We start from the raw sequence: 19669 nt of genomic DNA, 5'->3' as shown, positions 1-19669 counted from the left end.
CAGTAAGGCGCAACCTAGTGAAAACCCTAACCCACCTCACTGAAAGTACTGCGCCCACGCTAGTATTTTCTTGTAGATTTTCTACAATTCGATTGCGATACACTCGCTCATCCGAACCCGATTTCTGCCTGCCGTCCCATGCTGCCCCGCATTGAAGCGATCCGCGCCGAGTTGCGCCCGTCCGAGCGCAAGCTCGCCGACTACATCCTCGCCGCGCCGCGCGAGGTGCTCGACCTCGCGATGACCGAGCTGTCGACGCGCGCGGGCGTCAGCCAGCCGACGATCGCCCGCTTCTGCCAGGCGCTCGGCTGTAGCGGCTTTCGCGAATTCAAGATCCGGCTCGCGCAGAGCGTCGCGCCGGGCGTGTCGTCGGTCTATCGCGACGTCGAGCCCGACGAACCGGCGCCCGGCATCATCGGCAAGGTGTTCGACCGCACGATCGGTGCACTGATCGAGGTGCGCAACAGCCTGTCCGCCGGCAGCGTCGCCGAGGCGATCGGGCTGCTGTCGAACGCGTCGCGGATCGAGTTCTACGGCGCCGGCGGCTCGGGCATCGCCGCGCAGGACATCCAGCACAAGTTCTTCCGGCTCGGCGTGCCGAGCGTCGCGTATTCGGATCCGCACACGTTCTCGATGTCGTCGGCGCTGCTCGGCCCGCACGACGTCGTCGTCGCGATCTCGAACACCGGCCGCACGCGTGACATCGTCGACGCCGCGCGCTCCGCGCTCGCATGCGGCGCGAAGGTCGTCGCGATCACGCAGAGCCATTCGCCGCTCGCGAAGCTCGCGACGGTGAGTCTCGCGTCGAACGTCGCGGAGGAAACGGACGTGTTCTCGCCGATGACGTCGCGGATGTCGCATCTCGCGATCGGCGACATCCTCGCGGTCGGCGTCGCGCTGTCACGCGGCCCCGCGCTGATGGAACGGGTCGGCCGCGCGAAGGAGGCGATCACGCGCCGCCGGATCGACGACGGCACGAAGGATTGAGCAGACGCTGCGCCGACTGCGCACAGAAACCGTAAACGACAAACGGCGCCCCGCAGGGCGCCGTTTGCCTATCAGGCATCGCCGGCAACCTCGCCGGCGATGCCGCTCAGAACGGCTTGATCACGACCAGCGCGACCGCCGCGAGCATGCCGAGCACCGGCAGCTCGTTGAACACGCGATACCACTTGTCGGTGCGGCGGTTCTCGCCGCGCTCGAACACCCGCAGCAGATACCCGCAATACGCGTGATAGACGATCAGCAGCAGCACGACCGTCACCTTCGCATGAATCCAGCCCTGCCCCTGCCCGATGCCGATCGACAGCCAGAGCCACAGCCCGCAGGCCAGCGCCGGCACTGCGATCATCGTCATGAAGCGGAACAGCTTGCGCGCCATCAGCAGCAGGCGACGCACGGCGGCCGGATCGGTTTCCATGGCCAGGTTCACGTAGATGCGCGGCAGGTAGAACAACCCTGCAAACCACGCGGCGATCAGAACGATATGGAACGTCTTGACCCAGAGCATCGCCATCGATTGTGCGCCTCGCTGTTTATTGGCGGCCTTCGCCGTGTCCGAGCACGACGTACTTCAGCGACGTCAAGCCTTCCAGGCCGACGGGGCCGCGTGCGTGCAGCTTGTCGTTCGAGATGCCGATTTCCGCGCCGAGGCCGAATTCGAAGCCGTCCGCGAAGCGCGTCGATGCGTTGACCATCACGCTCGCCGAATCGACCTCGCGCAGGAACCGCATCGCGCGGTCGTGATCCTCGGTGACGATCGCGTCCGTGTGGTGCGAGCCGTAATGGTTGATGTGCTCGATCGCGGCGTCGAGGCCGTCGACGACCTTGATCGCGAGCACCGGCGCGAGATACTCGGTGTGCCAGTCTTCCACGGTGGCATCGACGAGCGGGCCGACGCCCGCATCGGCGAGCACCGCGCGTGCGGCCGCGTCGACGCGCAGTTCGACCTGCTTGTCGCGATACAGCTTGCCGAGCGGCGGCAGCAGCGTCGCCGCGACGCCGCTCGCGACGAGCAGCGTCTCCATCGTGTTGCAGGTGCCGTAGCGGTGCGTCTTCGCGTTGTCGCAGACGGTCAGCGCCTTGGCGAGATCGGCGCGATCGTCGACGTACACGTGGCAGATGCCGTCGAGGTGCTTGATCATCGGCACGCGCGCCTCGTTGATCAGGCGCTCGATCAGGCTCTTGCCGCCGCGCGGCACGATCACGTCGACGTACTCGGTCATCGTGATCAGCTTGCCGACCGCCGCGCGATCGGCCGTCGCGACGACCTGCACCGCGTCCTGCGGCAGGCCGGCTGCCTCGAGCCCTTCGCCGATCAGCTTCGCGAGCGCCGCGTTCGATTCGAGCGCCTCGGAGCCGCCGCGCAGGATCGTCGCGTTGCCCGACTTCAGGCACAGCGCCGCCGCGTCGATCGTCACGTTCGGGCGCGATTCGTAGATGATGCCGATCACGCCGAGCGGCACGCGCATCTGGCCGACCTGGATGCCGCTCGGGCGGTACTTGAGGTTGCTGATCTCGCCGATCGGATCGGCCAGCGACGCCACCTGGCGCAAGCCCTCGACCATCGTCTTCAGCGCCTTGTCCGACAGCGTCAGGCGATCGACGAACGCGGCATCCATCCCCTTTTCACGGGCACGGGCGACATCGCGCGCATTCGCGTCCTTCAGCACCTGTGCGTCGCGTTCGATCGCGCGCGCCACGGCGTCGAGCGCCGCGTTCTTCGCCGCCGTGCTGGCGCGCGCCATCGCGCGGGAAGCGTGCCGGGCGCGACGGCCCAGGTCGGTCATGTACTGATCGATATCCATCGTGTGACTCGAGAAGCGCGCCGCGCGGGGCGGCATGAATTCGTGGGGAAGCGTGAGCGGCGGCGGCCGGAAGGCCGCGCCAGCCATCGAAACATTGTAAGCGGGTTGCGCAGCGCGCGCTGAAGGCCCGAACGGGACTTAGCGTCGCACGCGCCCCGCGGTCGGCGGTCGCTCGCCGCGGGCACCGGCCACCGTCATCGCGAGCTGGAACAGCCCGTCCCACGGATCGGGCGGCGGTTCGTCCTGCGTACGGCGGCCCGGCGCGACGGCCGTGAGCCCCTTGACCTGACGGTCGAGCTTCGCGGCAAATGCGAGCGCCTTCTCGAGCACGGCTTCGGACACGCGATTCAGCGCGGGACCGATCAGCCGCTCGCGCGGCCCCCACACGCGGTTCTCGCGCAGCAGCGTTGCCAGCGGCTTGCCGGCCGTCGTGCCGCGCTTGATCCGCAGCAGCGTGCGCAATTCCTCGACGACGGCCCACATCACGAGCACGATCGCCTCGCCCTCGCCCTTCAGCCCGTCGATCATCCGCGCGAGCCGCGCGGCGTCGCCGGCGAGCATGGCTTCGTTCAGCTTGAAGACGTCGTAACGCGCAACGTTCAGCACCGCGTCGTGCACCTGCTCGAACGACAGCGCACCCTGCGGATACAGCAGCCCGAGCTTCTGGATTTCCTGGTGTGCGGCGAGCAGGTTGCCTTCGACGCGCTCGGCGATGAACTGCAGCGCGCGCCGCCCGTCCTCGCCGGGCGCGGCGCGCTGGCCCTGCAGCGCGAGGCGCTGGCCGATCCAGTTCGGCAGCTGCGCGCGGTCGACCGGATCGATCTTCAGCGCGACGCCGCCGTTCTGCAGCGCGGTGAACCACGCGGATTTCTGCGTGGCCGCGTCGAGACGCGGCAGCGTGACGAGCATCAGCGCGTCGGGGTTCGGCGTGGCCGCGAGCGTCTTCAGCGCATCGGCGCCTTCCTTGCCGGGCTTGCCCGACGGAATGCGCAGCTCGATCAGCTGGCGCTCGCCGAACAGCGACATCGCCTGGGTCGCGCCGAGCAGCACGCTCCAGTCGAAGCCGCGCTCGACCGTATGCACCGAACGCTCGGTGAAGCCGCCCGCGCGCGCGGCCGCACGAATGCGGTCGCACGCTTCCTGCGCGAGCAGCGGCTCGTCGCCGTAGACGGTATAGAGCCCGGCCAACCCCTTCGCGAGGTGCGGCTCCAGCGCATCAAGTCGCAGTTGCATCGATACGTGCGCCGTCGATCAGAGCGGCGGCGGCGGCAGCGGCGCGCGCGGTGCGACGCCCGGCACCACGTCTTCCGGCGCCGGCGTCAGCGAATGGACGATCGCGAGACGCCGCATCAGCTGGTCGACCGCGTCGCTCTGCATGTCGGCGTACAGGAGGTCCGCTTCCTGCGCCTTCGCGTTCGTGTACTGATCGCTGTACGTCATCGCGCGGTTCAGCGCGATCGCGCTCGGCGGGATCAGCACGGTGCCGTCCTTGCTCGTCAACTGATAACGCAACGTATAGAAGAGCGCGTATTCCTGCGCCGAACCGTACTTGTTGAGCGTCAGCGTGTTCTGGCCACGCGATTCCCACATGGTCAGCACGGCGTCGGCGTCGTCCGCCGACTTGACGATCTTCGTGTCGCTGCCGGCCTCGACGAGGCGCACGAGACGCGCCTCGACCGGCGCCGGCGCGCCGGCGATCAGCAGGTGCTTGAACGCGTAGTCCTGCTGGCCGCGCAACTGGAAGCCGCATGCCGACAGCGCAACCGCGCTGCCGACAGCGAGCATCAAAAACGATCTGCGGATCACCTTCGCTCCTTCTGGGTACGTCCGATGGCCAGCGGCCGTCAGACGACGATGTTCACGAGGCGGCCCGGCACGACGACGATCTTCTTCGCCGGCTTGCCGTCGCTGAACTTCGCGAACGCGTCGTCGGCCACTGCCGCGGCTTCGATCGCCTCGCGGCTCGCGTCCTTCGCCACCTTCAGCGCGCCGCGCACCTTGCCGTTCACCTGCAGCACGAGTTCGATCTCGGCCTGCTCGAGCGCGGCCTCGTCGACCTTCGGCCACGGTGCGTCGAGCAGCGGGCCGAATTCGTCCGCATAGCCCAGCGCCTTCCACAGCTCGAACGTGACGTGCGGCACGACCGGGTACAGCACGCGCAGCAGCACGCCGTACGTTTCACGCAGCACGCCGGGCGTCGCGCCCTTCGCACCGTCGATCGCGTTCAGCATCTTCATCGCGGCCGACACGACCGTGTTGTACTGCAGGCGCTGGTAGTCGAAATCGGCCTGCTTCAGCACGCTGTAGATCTCGCGGCGCAGCGCCTTGTCGGCGTCACCGAGCGCGGCCGCATCGAAGCCCGCGCGCGCGGCGAGCGCTTCGCGGTTCGTCGCGCCGAAGCTCCACACGCGGCGCAGGAAGCGGCTCGCGCCCTCGACGCCCGCACCCGACCACTCGAGCTGCTGCTCGGGCGGCGCGGCGAACATCGTGAACAGGCGCGCGGTATCCGCGCCGTACTGGTCGATCAACAGCTGCGGATCGACACCGTTGTTCTTCGACTTCGACATCTTCTCGATGCCGCCGAGCACGACCGGCTGGCCGTCCGCGTTCAGCGTCGCGCCGACCGGGCGGCCCTTGTCGTCGTGCGTGACCGTCACGTCGAGCGGGTTGTACCAGGTCTTCTTGCCCGATGCGTCCTCGCGGTAGTACGTCTCGTTCAGCACCATGCCCTGCGTGAGCAGGTTCTTCGCCGGCTCGCCGAACTTCACGAGGCCGAGGTCGCGCATCACCTTGGTCCAGAAGCGCGAATACAGCAGGTGCAGGATCGCGTGCTCGATGCCGCCGATGTACTGGTCCATCGGCATCCAGTAGTCGGTGCGCGCGTCGACCATCGTCTCGGCGTCCGGCGCCGTGTAGCGCGAGAAGTACCACGACGAATCGACGAAGGTGTCCATCGTGTCGGTTTCGCGCTTGGCCGCCGCGCCGCACTTCGGGCACGTGCAGTTCAGGAACGCTTCCGACTTCGCGAGCGGGTTGCCCGAGCCGTCCGGCACGAGGTCTTCCGGCAGCACGACGGGCAGATCCTGCTCGGGCACCGGCACGTCGCCGCACGACGGGCAGTGGATGATCGGGATCGGCGTGCCCCAGTAGCGCTGGCGCGACACGCCCCAGTCGCGCAGGCGCCACGTGACCTGCTTGTCGCCGAAGCCGCCGGCGTTCAGGTCGGCCGCGACCGCGTCGACGGCTTCCGCATAGTGCAGGCCGTCGTACTTGCCGCTGTTCACGCAGACCGCGGTTTCCTTGTCGCCGTACCACTCCTGCCAGGCGTCGAGCGAGTACTGCTGGCCTTCGGCCGAGATCACCTGCTTGATCGGCAGGTCGTATTTCTTCGCGAACGCGAAATCGCGCTCGTCGTGGCCCGGCACGCCCATCACCGCGCCTTCGCCATAGCTCATCAGCACGTAGTTGCCGATCCACACCTCGACCGGCTCGCCGGTCAGCGGATGCGTGACCGAGAAGCCCGTCGCGACGCCCTTCTTCTCCATCGTCGCGACGTCAGCCTCGGCGACGCCGCCGCGCTTGCATTCGTCGATGAACGCGAGCAGCTCGGGCTTGTCCTGCGCGAGGCGCGTGGCGAGCGGATGCTCGGCCGCGATCGCGCAGAACGTGACGCCCATGATCGTGTCGGCACGCGTCGTGAACACGCGCAGCAGCTTCTTCTCGCCGTCGAGTTCGTACGGGAAGCCGAAGTTCACGCCGAAGCTCTTGCCGATCCAGTTCTGCTGCATGATCTTCACGCGCTCGGGCCAGCCGAGGCCGTCGAGGTCGTTCAGCAGCTCATCCGCGTACTGCGTGATGCGCAGGTAGTACATCGGGATCTCGCGCTTCTCGACGAGCGCGCCCGACCGCCAGCCGCGGCCGTCGATCACCTGCTCGTTCGCGAGCACGGTCTGGTCGACCGGGTCCCAGTTCACGGTGCCCGTCTTCTTGTACGCGATGCCCTTTTCGAGCATCTTCAGGAACAGCCACTGGTTCCACTTGTAGTAGTCGGGCTTGCACGTCGCGATTTCGCGCGACCAGTCGATCGCGAGGCCCATCGACTGCATCTGGCCCTTCATGTAGTCGATGTTGTCGTAGGTCCACTTCGCGGGCGGCACGCCGTTCGCCATCGCGGCGTTCTCGGCCGGCATCCCGAACGCGTCCCAGCCCATCGGCATCAGCGTGTTGTAGCCGTTCATCCGCAGATAGCGGTACATCACGTCGTTGATCGTGTAGTTGCGCACGTGACCCATGTGCAGCTTGCCGGACGGGTACGGCAGCATCGACACGCAGTAGAACTTCGGCTTCTGCGAATCTTCCTTCGTCTTGTAGGCGTCGGCTGCGCGCCAGTCGCCCTGGGCGGCGGCTTCGACGTCGGCGGGTACGTATCTCTCGTGCATGGTGTGGTTCGGACTAGGCTTTAAGCGACGCGACGGCGCGCGCGCAGGAGTGGATCGAAAATCGTGCTTGCCCGGCGGACCTGCAGGTTCGCTGTAGCCGGACCTGTTCGCGGTTGCCGGGCATTTTCCGGGTAACCCGCAGCATGCCCGGGTAGCCTGGAAAATTCCGGGTTACCTGAAAAAAGCCTGCCAACCGGGAAAAACGTTGATTATACCGTCCGCGCCGGCCCATTCGACCGGTCTTGCGGCGTGCGGCCCGATCCCGTGGCCGGGACAGGCCCGCCGGCTCCGCTCAGCGGTTGGCCGGCACGGCGGGCGCCGCCGCGGAACCGCCCGCCTGCGGCGGCACGTCGGTCACGAAGCCGATCCGCGTGAGGCCGGCGGCCTGCGCGGCGCCCATCACCTGCGCGATCACGTCGTAGCGGGTCGCACGCGACGCGCGCAGCCGCAACTCGGGCGGCGCGCCGCCCGCGGCGGCGGCCCGGAAGCGCGCGGGCAGCGCATCGAGCGCGACCGGTGAGTCGTCCCAGTACAGCTTGCCCGCGTCGTCGATCGACAAGGTGACGGATTGCGGCGTGTCGCGCGCGACGCTGGCCGCGACTTTCGGCAGGTCGAGCCGGATCGCGTGCGTCATCAGCGGCGCGGTGATGATGAAGATGACGAGCAGCACCAGCATCACGTCGATCAGCGGAGTCATGTTGATCTCCGCCATCGGCGCGGACGTCTTGTGGTGCTCGAGTCCGCCGAATGCCATGGTCGCTCCTCCGGAATGGACGCGTCAGGCTTCCTGCGCGCACACGAACACGTGCAGGTCGCGCGCGAAGCCGTCGAGTTCCTCGGCGAGCTGCCGCACGAGCCGCCCGAGGATGTTGTAGGCCAGCACCGCGGGAATCGCGACGACGAGCCCGAACGCGGTCATGATCAGCGCCTCGCCGACCGGCCCCGCGACGTTCTCGATCTGCGCCTGCCCGCTCGCGGCGATGCTGCCGAGCGCGTGGTAGATGCCCCACACGGTGCCGAGCAGCCCGACGAACGGTGCGGTGCTGCCGATCGACGCGAGCAGCACCTGGCCGAATTCGAGGCGCCGCTGCGAGCGCAGCATCGCGTGCCGCAACGCGCGCAGCACGCGTTCGCCGCGCTCGACGCGCGCGGCCAGGGCAGCCGGGTCGTGGTCGTCAGCCGCATCGCGCGCGGCTTCGGCGAGCGGCACGAACACGCGCTCGCGATCGGCGCCGGCGAGCGCGGCGATGCCCGCGTCGAGCGACGGCGCGCGCCAGAACGCGGCAAGCGCGCGCGGCCCCTGCCGCTTCGCGCGGACCAGGAGCCAGGCTTTCATGAGGAGGAAGCACCAGCTGGCGACGGACATCGCCAGCAGCACATAGGCGACGGCATGCGTGATCGCATCGCCGCTTTCGAGGTAGTGGACAACGCCGGTGGGTATCGCCATCGGAGTTTCCCCGTGGTGTCAGCGCAGGCCGAGCACGTCCTGCATGTCGAACAGGCCGGCGCCGCGCGCCGACAGGAAGTGGACCGCGCGCAGCGCGCCCTGCGCGTACGACACGCGGCTCGACGACTTGTGCGTGATCTCGATGCGCTCGCCGATCCCGGCGAACAGCACGGTGTGATCGCCGACGATGTCGCCGCCGCGCACCGCGGCAAAGCCGATCGACGACGGATCGCGCTCGCCCGTCACGCCGTGGCGGCCGTACACCGCGCAATCGTCGAGCGAGCGCCCGAGCGCGCCGGCGACGGCCTCGCCCATCATCAGCGCGGTGCCCGACGGCGCGTCGACCTTGTGGCGGTGATGCGCCTCGATGATCTCGATGTCGTAGCCATGCGAGAAATGCTTCGCCGCGAATTCGAGCAGCTTCAGCGTGACGTTCACGCCGACGCTCATGTTCGCCGCGAACACGATGCCGATCTTGCCCGCCGCCGCTTGCAACTCGGCCTTCTGCTCGGCGGTGAAGCCGGTCGTGCCGATCACGAGCTTCACGTCGTGGCGCAGCGCGGCCTCGATATGGGCCATCGTGCCTTCCGGACGCGTGAAATCGATCAGGGTGTCGGCCTGCGCGAACACGGCGTCGAGGTCGGCGGTCAGCTTGACCCCGGTTTCCTTGCCGAGGAACGCGCCGGCGTCCTGGCCGAGGAACGGCGAATCGGCGCGGTCGAGCGCGCCGACGAGCTGCGCGTCGGCATCGTTGAGAACGGCTTCGATCAGCATCCGGCCCATTCGGCCCGATGCCCCGGCAATCGCAATCTTCATGGCTTTCTACACGACAGGTATAAAAGCGGGCGGCGCATGCCGCCCTGTTTCCGCACGCCGGCTGCTTACTGGGCCGGCGCGGTGAGCGGCTGGTTCTGCAGGTTGTCCGAGCCTTGCGGGCCGACCGGCGGTGCAGCCTCGTTCGACGCGTTCGGCTGCGGCGGCCGATGGAACTGGAACTGCGGCTGGATCGCCGGCGCGGCGCCCGGCGGCTGGCCGCCCGGCACCGGCGCGCCGGCCGAGGCTTTCGCGGCCGGCGTGAACCGGCGCGAACCCGAACCCTGCCCCGACACCTGGTTGGTCGCGCGGTTCGCCGCGCGGGCGGCCTGCGCGTTCGCATCCTGGTCGACCACCGCAGCGGACGCCGGCACGGTGGACGGGCTGGCGACAGCGTCCGGCGCCGGCGCGCTCGCGGCCGCTTGCGCGGCGCTCGCGGCGGCGGCAGCCTCGGCGGCCTTCTTCGCCGCTGCGGCCGCCTTCGCCTTCTTGCCGCCGCGGTCGCCGTCGATATCGGCCAGCAGGTCGAGTTCCGAAGGCAGGTTGTCCGCCCCCGTCCAGCTCGCCAGGCGATCGCCCGAGAACGTCACGACGAGATCGCGCTGCTGGACGACTGCCGTCGAGCCGCGCTTGAAGTAAAAGAGGTAGTCCCAACGGTCGGCGTGGAACATGTCGGCCAGCAACGGGGTGCCGAGCAACGCGCGCACCTGCTCGCGCGACATGCCGACCTGCAGCTGCGCGGCCTTCTCCTGCGACACGAAGTTGCCTTGCACGACGGTGATCCGGTAGGGGGTGATGCTCTGCGCGATGCGCTGCGTCACGCTGTCGTACGACGAACAACCAGCCAGCGCGGCAACGGCGGCGGCAGCGATGATGACACTCCGCATGCGGCTCCTCTGAAAGTGCGAAAGAGATTCTGGAATCATTTCCCTCACCGTGCAGGCCCGTGTGCAGGCCGCGCGTGTTTCTGGAACGGCGAAAAGCCGGTAACATTGAAGCCCTGCATTGTACTCTAGGGATGCCTAGCCATGACCAATCCGACGGATCTCAAGAATATCGGGCTAAAGGCCACCCTACCGCGCCTCAAGATTCTCGAGATCTTCCAGCAAAGCCCGGTGCGCCACCTGACGGCAGAAGACGTCTACCGGAACCTGCTCAACGAGCAGCTCGACATCGGGCTGGCCACCGTCTATCGCGTGCTGACGCAGTTCGAGCAGGCCGGCCTGCTCACGCGCAGCAACTTCGAATCCGGCAAGGCCGTGTTCGAACTGAACGAAGGCTCGCACCACGATCACCTCGTGTGCCTCGATTGCGGCCGTGTCGAGGAATTCTTCGACGCCGAGATCGAAGGCCGCCAGCAGGCGATCGCGAAGGAGCGCGGCTTCCGGCTCCAGGAGCACTCGCTCGCGATGTACGGTTCGTGCACGACCGAGAACTGCCCGCACCGCAAGCACTGATTCGCGCGCCTCGCGCACGCAGCACGGCCCGGCCGGCATCTTGCCGCCCGGGCCGTGTTCTTTTCGGGATAACGGCGACGCGCCGCCGCGTGGGTCGTGTGCCCCAGGCTTTCGGAAACCCTTCGACACGCCCGCCCGGGCGGCCGTCAGGCAGCCGGAGCCGGGCGTTGCCCTTGCGTCAGGCCGCGCAGGCCGGCTCGAACTCGAGCGCCCACGCACGCTCGAGCGGGATTTCGTCGCAGTTCGGCTGCGGCCCGCCGCGATCGACGATCACGAAATCGCTGACCGCGTCGAGCGCGAGCAGCGGATGGTGCCAGACGCCCTTCGCATAATTCACGCCCTGCCAGCCTTCCGCGAGGAACGCGCGCATCGCGTCCGGCCGGAATTCGCCCGCGGGCGCGACGACGATCGCGTAGCGCGACACGGCCGCAAGCGGGATGAATGCCTGGCTGCCGTGCGGATGGCGCTCCATCAGCGTGACCGCGACCGGCAGCGCGCGCGGCTGCGCGCGGAACACGCTGACGAGCGGGCGGCCGCCGTCCGCGCACACGTCGATCGTCGCGAGATCGTGGAAGCGCTCGGTCGTGCCGCCGTTGATCGGAAAATGCCGCGCGCCTTCGAGCGCGATCACGTCGCCGAACGGCGCGAACGCTTCGCGCGTCAGGCGCTCGACGCGCAGGATCCGGGATTCGCTCATGCCGTTGCCCTCCTTCAAGCCGACTCGCCCCACAGACGCAGGCGCGACACGCCGCCGTCCGGGAAGATGTTGAAACGCACGTGCGTGACGGGGCCGAGCGCGGCAAGCTGGTCGAACGTGTGGACGTGGTCCATCTGCAGCTTCTGCTCGCCGAGCAGTTCGGCCCAGAACATCGCCTGCGTGACGAGCGAATCGTCGGTGCCGCCCGCGACCCGCGCGGCCTGCAGCGAGCAGCGGTCGGGGAAATTGCCCTTGAAGAACGCGGTATCGACCTCGACGCGCCGGATGATGCCCGGCCGCGCGAGCGCGACGATCGCCCAGTCGTTGCCGGGCTCGCGGCGCCGCCGCGTTTCCCAGCCGTCGCCCATGTTCACGCCGCGCCCCGGCATCAGCATCTGCGACGCCGGGCCGAAGTGCTGGTTGTTCGCGGCCACCAGGTAGCCGCCGTTCTCGATCGCCGCGAGATCGACGAGCTCGCCGGCCGGCACCTGGCGCCAGTCGCGCTGCGGCTGGCCGTACACGCGCAGCCGCGCGAGGCCGCCGTCCGGGTACAGGTTCACGCGCAGGTGCGTATAGGGCTGCGCATCGTCGACACTCACGTAGTGATGCGAATTGCCCTGCAGCGTCGTCGCCGGGACGATCGGGTGCCATTCGGCGTCATCAGGCGGCGTGTCGCCTTCGGCGACGCACGCGTCGATCGACGCGGCCGGCGGGAAGTTGCCGGTGAAGTGGCTCGTATCGAGGTCGACGCCGTGGATCACGCCCGGCCGCGCGAGCCGCACCACGCAGAAGTCGTGGCCGGTCGTGCGCTTGCGGCGCGTTTCCCAGCCGTCCATCCACTTGCCGTGGTCGTCGTACTTGCCGGGGATGAACACGGCCGGCTCGGGATTCAGCATGCGCTCCTTCGGCGCGAAGAATTCGTCGCTGGCAAAGAGCGCCTGCGCCCCGAGACGCGGGTCGGCGAGGTTCATGTAACGCCGCGTGAAGGCCGGCGCATTCGGATCGAGGATGGGGGCTGCCATGTCGTCTCCTGATGTTGGATGGCGTGCCGGCGCATCGAGGCACCGGCCGCATGAATTCGGGTGCGCGGGACGACCAGGGGAAGCCGCCCCGCGCGGGGGTGCGCTCAGAGCGCGTGAGCCTGGTCGCCGGCGACCGGCGCCGCGCGGCCTTCCTCTTCGGCCGGCACGTAGCGCAGCTCGCGATTCAGCACGCGGGTCGCGCGGGCACGATCGATGTCGTTCTCCCACACCGCGACGACCACCGTCGCGACGCAGTTGCCGATCAGGTTGGTCAGCGCGCGGGCGATGCCGACGAACCAGTCGACCGGCAGGATCAGCACGAGGCCGAGCACCGGAATCGCCGGGATCGCCGACAGCGTCGCCGCGAGGATCACGATCGCCGAGCCCGGGATCCCGTGCGCGCCCTTCGACGTGACGAGCGACACGAGCAGCACGACGATCAGGTCATGCGTCGACAGCGGCGTGTTGGTGGCCTGCGCGATGAACAGCACCGCGAGCGTCAGGTAGATCGAGAAGCCGTCGAGGTTGAACGAATAGCCGGTCGGGATCACGAGGCCGACCGTCGAATCCTTCACGCCCATGTATTCGAGCTTGCGCATCACCTGCGGCAGCACCGCGTCCGACGACGCCGTGCCGAGCACGATCGACAGTTCCTCGCGCAGGTAGCGGATCAGCTTGAACACCGAGAAGCCCGCGAGCCGCATCACCGCGCCGAGCACGACCGTGACGAACACGAAGCAGCTCAGGTAGAACACCGCGACCAGGTAGCCGAGCTGCTTGAGCGACGCGACGCCGTACTTGCCGGTCGTGAACGCGATCGCGCCGAGCACGCCGAGCGGCGCGAGCTTGATGATGAAGCCGATGATCCGGAAGAACACGTGCGACAGTTCCTCGATCAGCGAGTTGACGCGCTGCGCCTTGTCGCCGAGCAGCGACAGCGCGGAGCCGAACAGCACCGCGAACACGAGAATCTGCAGGATGTCGCCCTTCGCGAACGCGTCGATCGCGGTCTCGGGGATGATCTTCATCAGGTAGCCGGCCGTGTCCTTCAGGCTTTCGGCGTTCTTCGCGTACGACGCGAGCGACGACGCGTCGAGCGAGCGCAGGTCGATGTTCATCCCGACACCCGGGCGCGTGAGCCACGCGAGCACGAGGCCGATGCCGAGCGCGAGCGTCGTCATGATCTCGAAGTAGATGACGGCCTTCAGGCCGACCCGGCCGACCTTCTTCAGGTCGCCCGCATTGGCCATCCCGCTGACCACGACGCAGAACACGATCGGCCCGATCACCATCTTGATGAGCTTCAGGAAGCCGTCGCCGAGCGGTCGCAGCGACTCGGCGAAATGCGGGAAGAACGCGCCGAGCGCGATCCCTAGAATCAATGCGACGACTACTCGGCCAAACAGCGAATTGAGGAATTTCGACACGGCGCTCTCCCGATCCAACGGTTGCAGTTTCGTCTGTTCATACTGGTAAGACCAGTGATGTTATGGTGGATAGTAGGAAGCCGATATAGTCACGTCAAGGACGGACAAAATAGGGATTTCCCGCCCCTGCCTGCCCTGGTTTCGATGCACCGTAAGGGGCGGATCGTGGCTTTCCCGTAGGCCGGCCATGCACCGCCTGCGTGCGGATTACAATGCCGGTCAGACCGGCCCAAGTTCACATCATGAAAAACGTTCCGCATACCGTGACCGACGCCGCCATCGCGACGATCCGCGACCGGATCGAGGCAGGCGTTTATCCGGTCGGCAGCCTGCTGCCGGCCCAGCGCCAGCTCTCCGAGGAGCTGGAGATCAGCCGCGCGTCGCTGCGCGAGGCGCTGTCGACGCTCGAGGCGCTCGGGATGCTGCGCATTCGCGCCGGCAAGGGCGTGTACGTCGAAAGCGCGCAGGCCACGGCCGCGCATGCATGGCGCTTCGCCGAGCAGTCGTCGCCGCCCGACACGTACCAGATGCGCTATGCGCTCGAAGGGTTCGCCGCGCGGATGGCCGCGCACGTCGTCAGTGACGACGACATCGCGTGGTTCGAGGACAACCTCGCCGACCTGCACGTCGCGCTCACCGAAAACGCGCTCGACGACGCGTCGCAACTCGACTTCGATTTCCACATGCGGATCATCCATCTCGCCGGCAACGCGGCGATCGAATCGGTGCTGCGCAGCAGCGCGGACATCATGAAGGAAAGCCAGCGCATGCCGTTCTACCGGCGCGAGCTGCTGCTGTCGACGTGGCAGGAGCACCGCGCGATCGTCGACGCGCTGATCGCGCGCGATGCGGGCACCGCCGGCATTGCGATCGAAACGCACATCGCGAACGCCGCGCAGCGCGCGGGCATCTTCTTCCCGACACCCCGCACGTGACGGCCCGGGCGGCCGCCCGTCGCGCGCGCCGCCCGGTCTTGCCGGTCAACCTCCCGACGGATCCCGATACGCGAGCGCACGCTCGATGAACGCACGCGCCGCAACGCTGCGGTACGCGCCCTTGCGCGTGAGCAGCGCGGCCGTGCGCGCGGGCAGCGGCGGATCGATCTCCAGCGCGCACAGGTCGGCGCTCTCGCGCGCGACCGCGTCGGGCAGCACCGTCGCGAGCCGGCCGCACCGCACGAGCTCCAGCACCGCGCTGACCGTATTCGTCTCGATCGCGATCTTCGGCTGCGCGCCGTGTTCGATGAAATACCGGTCGATGCGCTCGCGCGTCGCGAACGCGCGGCTCAGCAGCACCAGTGGCTCGCCGCCGAGCTCGGCCGGCGTCAGCGCGCGACGGCGCCGTGCAAGACGATGCGTGCGGCCCGTCACGAGCGCGAGCGGCTCGTCCCACAGCGGCAGCGCGTCGATGTCCGGCGCACGCGGCGGCATGAACGCGAAGCCCGCGTCGAGCCGGTCGTCGGCGAGCAGCGCCTCGATGCGCGCCTGCGGCATCGCATCGATCGTCAGCGCGACGTTCGGATAGTCGGCATGGAACGCGTCGATCAGCGAGCCGCTCAGGTAGGCCGCGAAGGTCGGCATCATCGCGAGCCGCAGCGACCCGCTGCCGAGATCGGCGACGTCGTGCAGCGCGCGCTGACCCGCATCGAGCTCGTGCAGCGCGGCGCGCGCATGGCGCGCATAGACTTCGCCGAACTCGGTGAGCTGCACCGTGCGGCCCGAGCGGTCGAACAACGGCACGCCGAGCGTGTCCTCGAGCTGGCGCACCTGCTGCGACAGCGTCGGCTGCGACACGTGCAGCGCGTCGGCCGCGCGCGTGAAACTGCGCTGCTCGGCGACGGCCAGGAAATAGCGGATGTGGCGGAGGAGCATGGCGGCCGAGGTATTGGTTTTGCCAATGATGCGCATAACGATCCAGTCTTGGACGCTATGGCTCGATTCCCGCATCATACGCACATCCGTTCCCGTGCATGACCGCTGCCAGCGCACCGGAACGGCTCGCCCGGGCCCGCCCTGCCTCCGCCCGCCGCACGACGAACCGCCGCCCGCCCGATCCGGGCCCGGCCGCGATCCGCCCGGCGCGCATCGGCTCACCGCCGATCCGTCGACGCCGGCCCCGATTTCCGTCACCCCGCGCATCCGACGGCTCCGTGCCGCCGGCCGGCGCCGCTGTTTTTCGCGACCATGGAACCGCATCACGACACCCATCCTCCCCTGACCCGCGCCATGACGCTGCTGTTCGCCTGCGCGTGCGGCATCGTCATCGGCAACATCTATTACGCGCAGCCGCTGCTCGCCGCGATCGCGCGCAGCTTCGGGCGCGCGCCGACCGAGCTCGGCTATCTCGTCACGCTGACCCAGCTCGGCTATGCGGCGAGCCTGCTGCTGATCGTCCCGCTCGGCGACGCAGTCAACCGTCATACGCTGATCGTGCGGCTGCTGATGCTCAACGTCGTCGCGCTGGTCGCGGTCACGTTCAGCACGAACTTCACGATGTTCGTCGTCGCGAACGTCGCGGTCGGCTTCGTCACCTGTTCGACGCAGCTGCTCGTGCCGTTCGCCGCATCGCTTGCCGATGCGCGCTCGCGCGGCCGCGCGGTCGGCACCGTGATGAGCGGGCTGCTGCTCGGCATCCTGCTCGCGCGCGTCGCGGCCGGAGCGATCGCCGACGGGTTCGGCTGGCGTGCGGTGTACGGCATCGCGACGGTGATGGTGGCGGCACTGACCGTCGTGCTCGCCGTGAAGCTGCCGAAGGATCGCCGCAATGCGCGCCTCGACTATGCGGCGCTGATGAAGTCGCTCGTCGCGCTCGTGCGCGCACAACCGCTGATCGCGCTGCGCTCGACCTACGGCGCGCTCGTGTTCGCGTGCTTCAGCCTGCTGTGGACAGGCCTCACGTTCCTGCTCAGCCAGCCGCCGTACAGCTATTCCGAAGGGCAGATCGGCCTGTTCGGCATCGTCGGCGCGGTGGGCGCGCTCGCGGCGACGTCAGCCGGCCGGCTCGTCGATCGCGGGCACGGCAATGCGGCGACGGGGCTGTTCGCGGCGGCCGTGCTCGCGTCGTTCGCGTTGATCGCCGCCGGCGCGCACTCGCTCGCGGCGCTGATCGCGGGCATCCTGCTGCTCGACGTCGGCGTGCAGGGCATGCACATCTCGAACCAGAGCGTGATCTATGCGCTGGCCGGCAACGCGCGCAGCCGCGTGACGACGATCTACCTGACGAGCTACTTCATCGGCGGCGCATTCGGGTCGTTCGCGGCGAGCGTCGCGTACGGCATCGACGGCTGGCGCGGCGTGTGCATCGCGGGCGCGGCGCTTGCCGGCGTGCTGATCGCGCTGTGGCTCGCATCGCAGCGCGTCGGCGTGCGGCAGGTCACGCAGTAATGCAGTAGCGCGTTTTCGCAGCACGATGAAAAAAGGCACGCCGCGCAAATCGCGGGCGTGCCTTCTTTTGACGACGTCGATAGCGTCCGTCGCGCACTAGCGCGTGATCGTCACGCGGCCTCGTCCGCGAAGTCGATCAGCACCTTCATCGCGCGCTGCCGGTCGCCGGCCAGTTCGAACGCGAGGTTCGCGTCGCGCATCGGGAACACGCGCGTGACGGCCGGCCGCAGGTCGACGCGCCCCGCGTTGATCAACTGCACCGCGAGCGCGAATTCCGCATGAAAACGGAACGACCCGCAGATCGACAGCTCCTTCGCGACCACGACGTTCTGCGGCAGGCTGACATCGCCGCCGAGCCCGAGCTGCACGACGACCCCACGTGGACGCATCACGTCCAGCCCGTCACGCAGCGCGCGTGCATTGCCCGAACACTCGATCATCACGTCGAACGTGCCCTTGTCGGCGCCGTAGCGCTCGACCCAGCCGGCATCGACCACCGCATTGATCGTGCGGTCGGCGCCGAGCGCGCTCGCCACGGCCAGCGGCGCCTCGACGACGTCGGTCGCGACGATCTCCGCCGCGCCGTGCACGCGCGCCGCCGCCACCGCCAGCACGCCGATCGGCCCGCAGCCCGACACCAGCACGCGCTTGCCGATCAGCGGGCCCGCGCGCGACACCGCATGCAGCCCGACCGCGAACGGTTCGGCGAGCGCCGCGAGCGACAGCGGCACGTGATCGGCGACCTTCACGCACTGCACCGCGTCGCACACGAGCGCATTGCGGAACGCGCCCTGCACGTGCGGCATCCGCATCGCGCTGCCGTAGAAGCGCATGTCGAGACACTGGTTCGGCAGCCCTTCGAGGCAATAGCGGCACGCGCCGCACGGCCGGCTCGGATTGACCGCGACGCGATCGCCGACCTTCACCGACGTCACGTCCGGCGCGACTTCCGCGACCGTGCCGGCCACCTCGTGGCCAAGCACCATCGGCTGCTGCAGCCGAATCGCGCCGAAGCCGCCGTGCCGGAAATAATGGAGATCGGAGCCGCAGATGCCGCCCATCGCGACATCGACGCGCACCTGGCCCGGGCCGATCTCGCCCGCGTCCTGCTCTTCGACCCGCAGGTCGTTCGGCCCGTGGATCACGACACACATGCAACGCATACGCATGACAGCCTCCTCAGACGACCGGCGTGACCAGCGGCTCGCCGGCGAAGTGCGCGGCAAGGTTGTCGCGCACGAGCCAGCCCATCGCCTGGCGCGTCTCGATCGTGCCGCTCGCATGGTGCGGCTGCAGCAGCACGTTCGGCAACGCGAGGAAACGCGGGTCGATGCGCGGCTCGTTCCAGAACACGTCGAGCGCCGCGCCGGCGATCGCGTTGCGCTCGAGCGCGTCGAGCAGCGCCGGTTCGTCGACGGTCGTGCCGCGCGACACGTTCACCAGATAGCCGTGCGGCCCGAGCGCTTCGAGCACGGCCGCATCGACGAGGTGGCGCGTCGTCGGTCCGCCCGCGAGCGTGACGATCAGCAGGTCGCACCAGCCGGCCAGCTCGGCGAGGTCGCCGAAGAAGCGGTGCGGACTGTCCGCGCGCGGCGCGACGTCGAAGTAGCCGAGCTCGACGTCGAAGCCCGACAGCCGGCGCGCAATCGTCGTGCCGATCCGGCCGAAGCCGACCACGCCGACGCGCTTGCCATACAGCCGCGTGACGAGCGGCATGTCGCCGTCGCGCCACGCGCCGGAACGCACATACGCGTCGCCCGCGCCGATGCGGCGCATCATCGCGAGCGCGAGCCCGACGCCGAGATCGGCCACGTCGCCGGTCAGCACGTCGGGCGTGTTGGTCACGCGAATGCCGCGCTCACGCGCGGCGGCGAGATCGATCGCATCGGTGCCGACGCCGTAGCAGGAGATGATCTCGAGCTTCGGCAACGCGGCGATCAGTGCGGCATTCGCACCGAGATCGCCGCGCGTCGCGATCGCGCGCACGCCGGCGCCGTGTTCGGCGAGGAACGCCGTGCGATCGGCGGCCTCCCACAGCCGGTGGACGTCATAGCCTGCCGACAGCCATGCGTCGTCCCACGGCTGGTAAGGGCCCGTCATCAGCAGTGCGGGCCGCTGGGTCGATTCGTGCGCCATCTGCGCTTGCTCCTGTCGAGATAAGTGGAATGCGAAAGCGA

The 19669-nt window shown here is 68.5% G+C and carries 19 protein-coding genes; 4 read left to right on the top strand and 15 right to left on the bottom strand.

All coding sequences use genetic code 11. From position 1 onward, the window contains the following. The first annotated feature begins 138 nt into the window (after positions 1-138). Positions 139-987 (top strand): MurR/RpiR family transcriptional regulator, encoded by an 849-nt coding sequence (locus CFB45_RS03110; protein WP_089424485.1) that lies wholly within the window; start codon positions 139-141, stop codon positions 985-987. A 106-nt stretch (positions 988-1093) separates the two neighbouring features. Here CFB45_RS03110 and CFB45_RS03105 read toward each other — a convergent pair whose 3' ends face one another. From CFB45_RS03105 to bamE, 9 genes are all read right to left on the bottom strand, one after another. Continuing rightward, positions 1094-1516, bottom strand: a complete 423-nt coding sequence (locus CFB45_RS03105; protein WP_089424484.1) for a CopD family protein — start codon at positions 1514-1516, stop codon at positions 1094-1096. A 19-nt stretch (positions 1517-1535) separates the two neighbouring features. Further along, on the bottom strand, positions 1536-2807 hold the full coding sequence (locus tag CFB45_RS03100; RefSeq protein WP_089424483.1) for a glutamate-5-semialdehyde dehydrogenase: 1272 nt from the start codon (positions 2805-2807) through the stop codon (positions 1536-1538). 138 nt (positions 2808-2945) lie between these two features. Next, positions 2946-4040: a DNA polymerase III subunit delta gene (gene holA / locus CFB45_RS03095; RefSeq protein ID WP_089424482.1), complete on the bottom strand. Its 1095-nt coding sequence runs from the start codon at positions 4038-4040 to the stop codon at positions 2946-2948. Between the two features lie 18 nt (positions 4041-4058). Next, a complete protein-coding gene (locus CFB45_RS03090) occupies positions 4059-4613 on the bottom strand; it encodes an LPS-assembly lipoprotein LptE (protein WP_069247123.1) in 555 nt (184 codons plus the stop codon). 38 nt (positions 4614-4651) lie between these two features. After that, on the bottom strand, positions 4652-7246 hold the full coding sequence (leuS, locus tag CFB45_RS03085; protein ID WP_089424481.1) for a leucine--tRNA ligase: 2595 nt from the start codon (positions 7244-7246) through the stop codon (positions 4652-4654). Positions 7247-7538: 292 nt separating this feature from the next. Then, entirely contained in the window at positions 7539-8000 is a 462-nt protein-coding gene (locus CFB45_RS03080; protein WP_069247121.1) for an ExbD/TolR family protein, read from the bottom strand. A 24-nt stretch (positions 8001-8024) separates the two neighbouring features. Continuing rightward, positions 8025-8693: a MotA/TolQ/ExbB proton channel family protein gene (locus CFB45_RS03075; protein ID WP_089424480.1), complete on the bottom strand. Its 669-nt coding sequence runs from the start codon at positions 8691-8693 to the stop codon at positions 8025-8027. A gap of 18 nt (positions 8694-8711) precedes the next feature. Beyond that, the gene (gene dapB / locus CFB45_RS03070) at positions 8712-9509 is read right to left on the bottom strand and encodes a 4-hydroxy-tetrahydrodipicolinate reductase (RefSeq protein ID WP_089424479.1); all 798 of its coding nucleotides are present in this window, start codon (positions 9507-9509) and stop codon (positions 8712-8714) included. A gap of 65 nt (positions 9510-9574) precedes the next feature. Continuing rightward, entirely contained in the window at positions 9575-10393 is an 819-nt protein-coding gene (bamE, locus tag CFB45_RS03065) for an outer membrane protein assembly factor BamE (RefSeq protein ID WP_089424478.1), read from the bottom strand. A 141-nt stretch (positions 10394-10534) separates the two neighbouring features. On the opposite strand from bamE, the gene fur reads away from it, so the two are divergent. Further along, on the top strand, positions 10535-10963 hold the full coding sequence (gene fur / locus CFB45_RS03060; protein ID WP_011350926.1) for a ferric iron uptake transcriptional regulator: 429 nt from the start codon (positions 10535-10537) through the stop codon (positions 10961-10963). 178 nt (positions 10964-11141) lie between these two features. Here the strand turns inward: fur and CFB45_RS03055 are convergent, their stop codons facing one another. From CFB45_RS03055 to CFB45_RS03045, 3 genes are all read right to left on the bottom strand, one after another. Continuing rightward, a complete protein-coding gene (locus CFB45_RS03055) occupies positions 11142-11660 on the bottom strand; it encodes an ureidoglycolate lyase (protein WP_069247118.1) in 519 nt (172 codons plus the stop codon). Between the two features lie 14 nt (positions 11661-11674). Beyond that, a complete protein-coding gene (gene alc, locus CFB45_RS03050; protein WP_089424477.1) occupies positions 11675-12682 on the bottom strand; it encodes an allantoicase in 1008 nt (335 codons plus the stop codon). A 104-nt stretch (positions 12683-12786) separates the two neighbouring features. Next, a complete protein-coding gene (locus CFB45_RS03045; protein ID WP_046546282.1) occupies positions 12787-14109 on the bottom strand; it encodes a C4-dicarboxylate transporter DctA in 1323 nt (440 codons plus the stop codon). Positions 14110-14321: 212 nt separating this feature from the next. Here CFB45_RS03045 and CFB45_RS03040 point away from each other — a divergent pair, with 212 nt between their 5' ends. After that, a complete protein-coding gene (locus CFB45_RS03040) occupies positions 14322-15044 on the top strand; it encodes a FadR/GntR family transcriptional regulator (protein ID WP_089424476.1) in 723 nt (240 codons plus the stop codon). Between the two features lie 45 nt (positions 15045-15089). On the opposite strand, the gene cynR is transcribed toward CFB45_RS03040, so the two are convergent. Further along, positions 15090-15980, bottom strand: a complete 891-nt coding sequence (cynR, locus tag CFB45_RS03035) for a transcriptional regulator CynR (RefSeq protein ID WP_089425841.1) — start codon at positions 15978-15980, stop codon at positions 15090-15092. 312 nt (positions 15981-16292) lie between these two features. On the opposite strand from cynR, the gene CFB45_RS03030 reads away from it, so the two are divergent. Continuing rightward, complete coding sequence (locus CFB45_RS03030; RefSeq protein WP_089424475.1) at positions 16293-17492, top strand: MFS transporter; 1200 nt, start codon at positions 16293-16295, stop codon at positions 17490-17492. 110 nt (positions 17493-17602) lie between these two features. Here the strand turns inward: CFB45_RS03030 and CFB45_RS03025 are convergent, their stop codons facing one another. Further along, a complete protein-coding gene (locus tag CFB45_RS03025; protein ID WP_089424474.1) occupies positions 17603-18661 on the bottom strand; it encodes an L-idonate 5-dehydrogenase in 1059 nt (352 codons plus the stop codon). 10 nt (positions 18662-18671) lie between these two features. Continuing rightward, positions 18672-19628, bottom strand: coding sequence for a 2-hydroxyacid dehydrogenase (locus CFB45_RS03020; protein ID WP_089424473.1), 957 nt, complete (start codon positions 19626-19628; stop codon positions 18672-18674). Between the last annotated feature and the right edge of the window lie 41 nt (positions 19629-19669).

This window comes from Burkholderia sp. HI2500 (genome assembly GCF_002223055.1).
Taxonomy (GTDB): domain Bacteria; phylum Pseudomonadota; class Gammaproteobacteria; order Burkholderiales; family Burkholderiaceae; genus Burkholderia.
The sequence above is the reverse complement of the archived record's forward strand: the minus strand, read 5'-3'. Positions and strand labels throughout refer to the sequence as shown.

Coding starts and splice junctions, on each gene's coding strand:
- CFB45_RS03025 (WP_089424474.1), bottom strand. CDS start 18,661: ATGCGTATGCGTTGCATGTGTGTCGTGATCCACGGGCCGAACGACCTG.
- leuS (WP_089424481.1), bottom strand. CDS start 7,246: ATGCACGAGAGATACGTACCCGCCGACGTCGAAGCCGCCGCCCAGGGC.
- holA (WP_089424482.1), bottom strand. CDS start 4,040: ATGCAACTGCGACTTGATGCGCTGGAGCCGCACCTCGCGAAGGGGTTG.
- fur (WP_011350926.1), top strand. CDS start 10,535: ATGACCAATCCGACGGATCTCAAGAATATCGGGCTAAAGGCCACCCTA.
- CFB45_RS03105 (WP_089424484.1), bottom strand. CDS start 1,516: ATGGCGATGCTCTGGGTCAAGACGTTCCATATCGTTCTGATCGCCGCG.
- CFB45_RS03080 (WP_069247121.1), bottom strand. CDS start 8,000: ATGGCATTCGGCGGACTCGAGCACCACAAGACGTCCGCGCCGATGGCG.
- alc (WP_089424477.1), bottom strand. CDS start 12,682: ATGGCAGCCCCCATCCTCGATCCGAATGCGCCGGCCTTCACGCGGCGT.
- bamE (WP_089424478.1), bottom strand. CDS start 10,393: ATGCGGAGTGTCATCATCGCTGCCGCCGCCGTTGCCGCGCTGGCTGGT.
- CFB45_RS03055 (WP_069247118.1), bottom strand. CDS start 11,660: ATGAGCGAATCCCGGATCCTGCGCGTCGAGCGCCTGACGCGCGAAGCG.
- CFB45_RS03020 (WP_089424473.1), bottom strand. CDS start 19,628: ATGGCGCACGAATCGACCCAGCGGCCCGCACTGCTGATGACGGGCCCT.
- CFB45_RS03075 (WP_089424480.1), bottom strand. CDS start 8,693: ATGGCGATACCCACCGGCGTTGTCCACTACCTCGAAAGCGGCGATGCG.
- CFB45_RS03110 (WP_089424485.1), top strand. CDS start 139: ATGCTGCCCCGCATTGAAGCGATCCGCGCCGAGTTGCGCCCGTCCGAG.
- dapB (WP_089424479.1), bottom strand. CDS start 9,509: ATGAAGATTGCGATTGCCGGGGCATCGGGCCGAATGGGCCGGATGCTG.
- CFB45_RS03030 (WP_089424475.1), top strand. CDS start 16,293: ATGGAACCGCATCACGACACCCATCCTCCCCTGACCCGCGCCATGACG.
- CFB45_RS03100 (WP_089424483.1), bottom strand. CDS start 2,807: ATGGATATCGATCAGTACATGACCGACCTGGGCCGTCGCGCCCGGCAC.
- cynR (WP_089425841.1), bottom strand. CDS start 15,980: ATGCTCCTCCGCCACATCCGCTATTTCCTGGCCGTCGCCGAGCAGCGC.
- CFB45_RS03040 (WP_089424476.1), top strand. CDS start 14,322: ATGCCGGTCAGACCGGCCCAAGTTCACATCATGAAAAACGTTCCGCAT.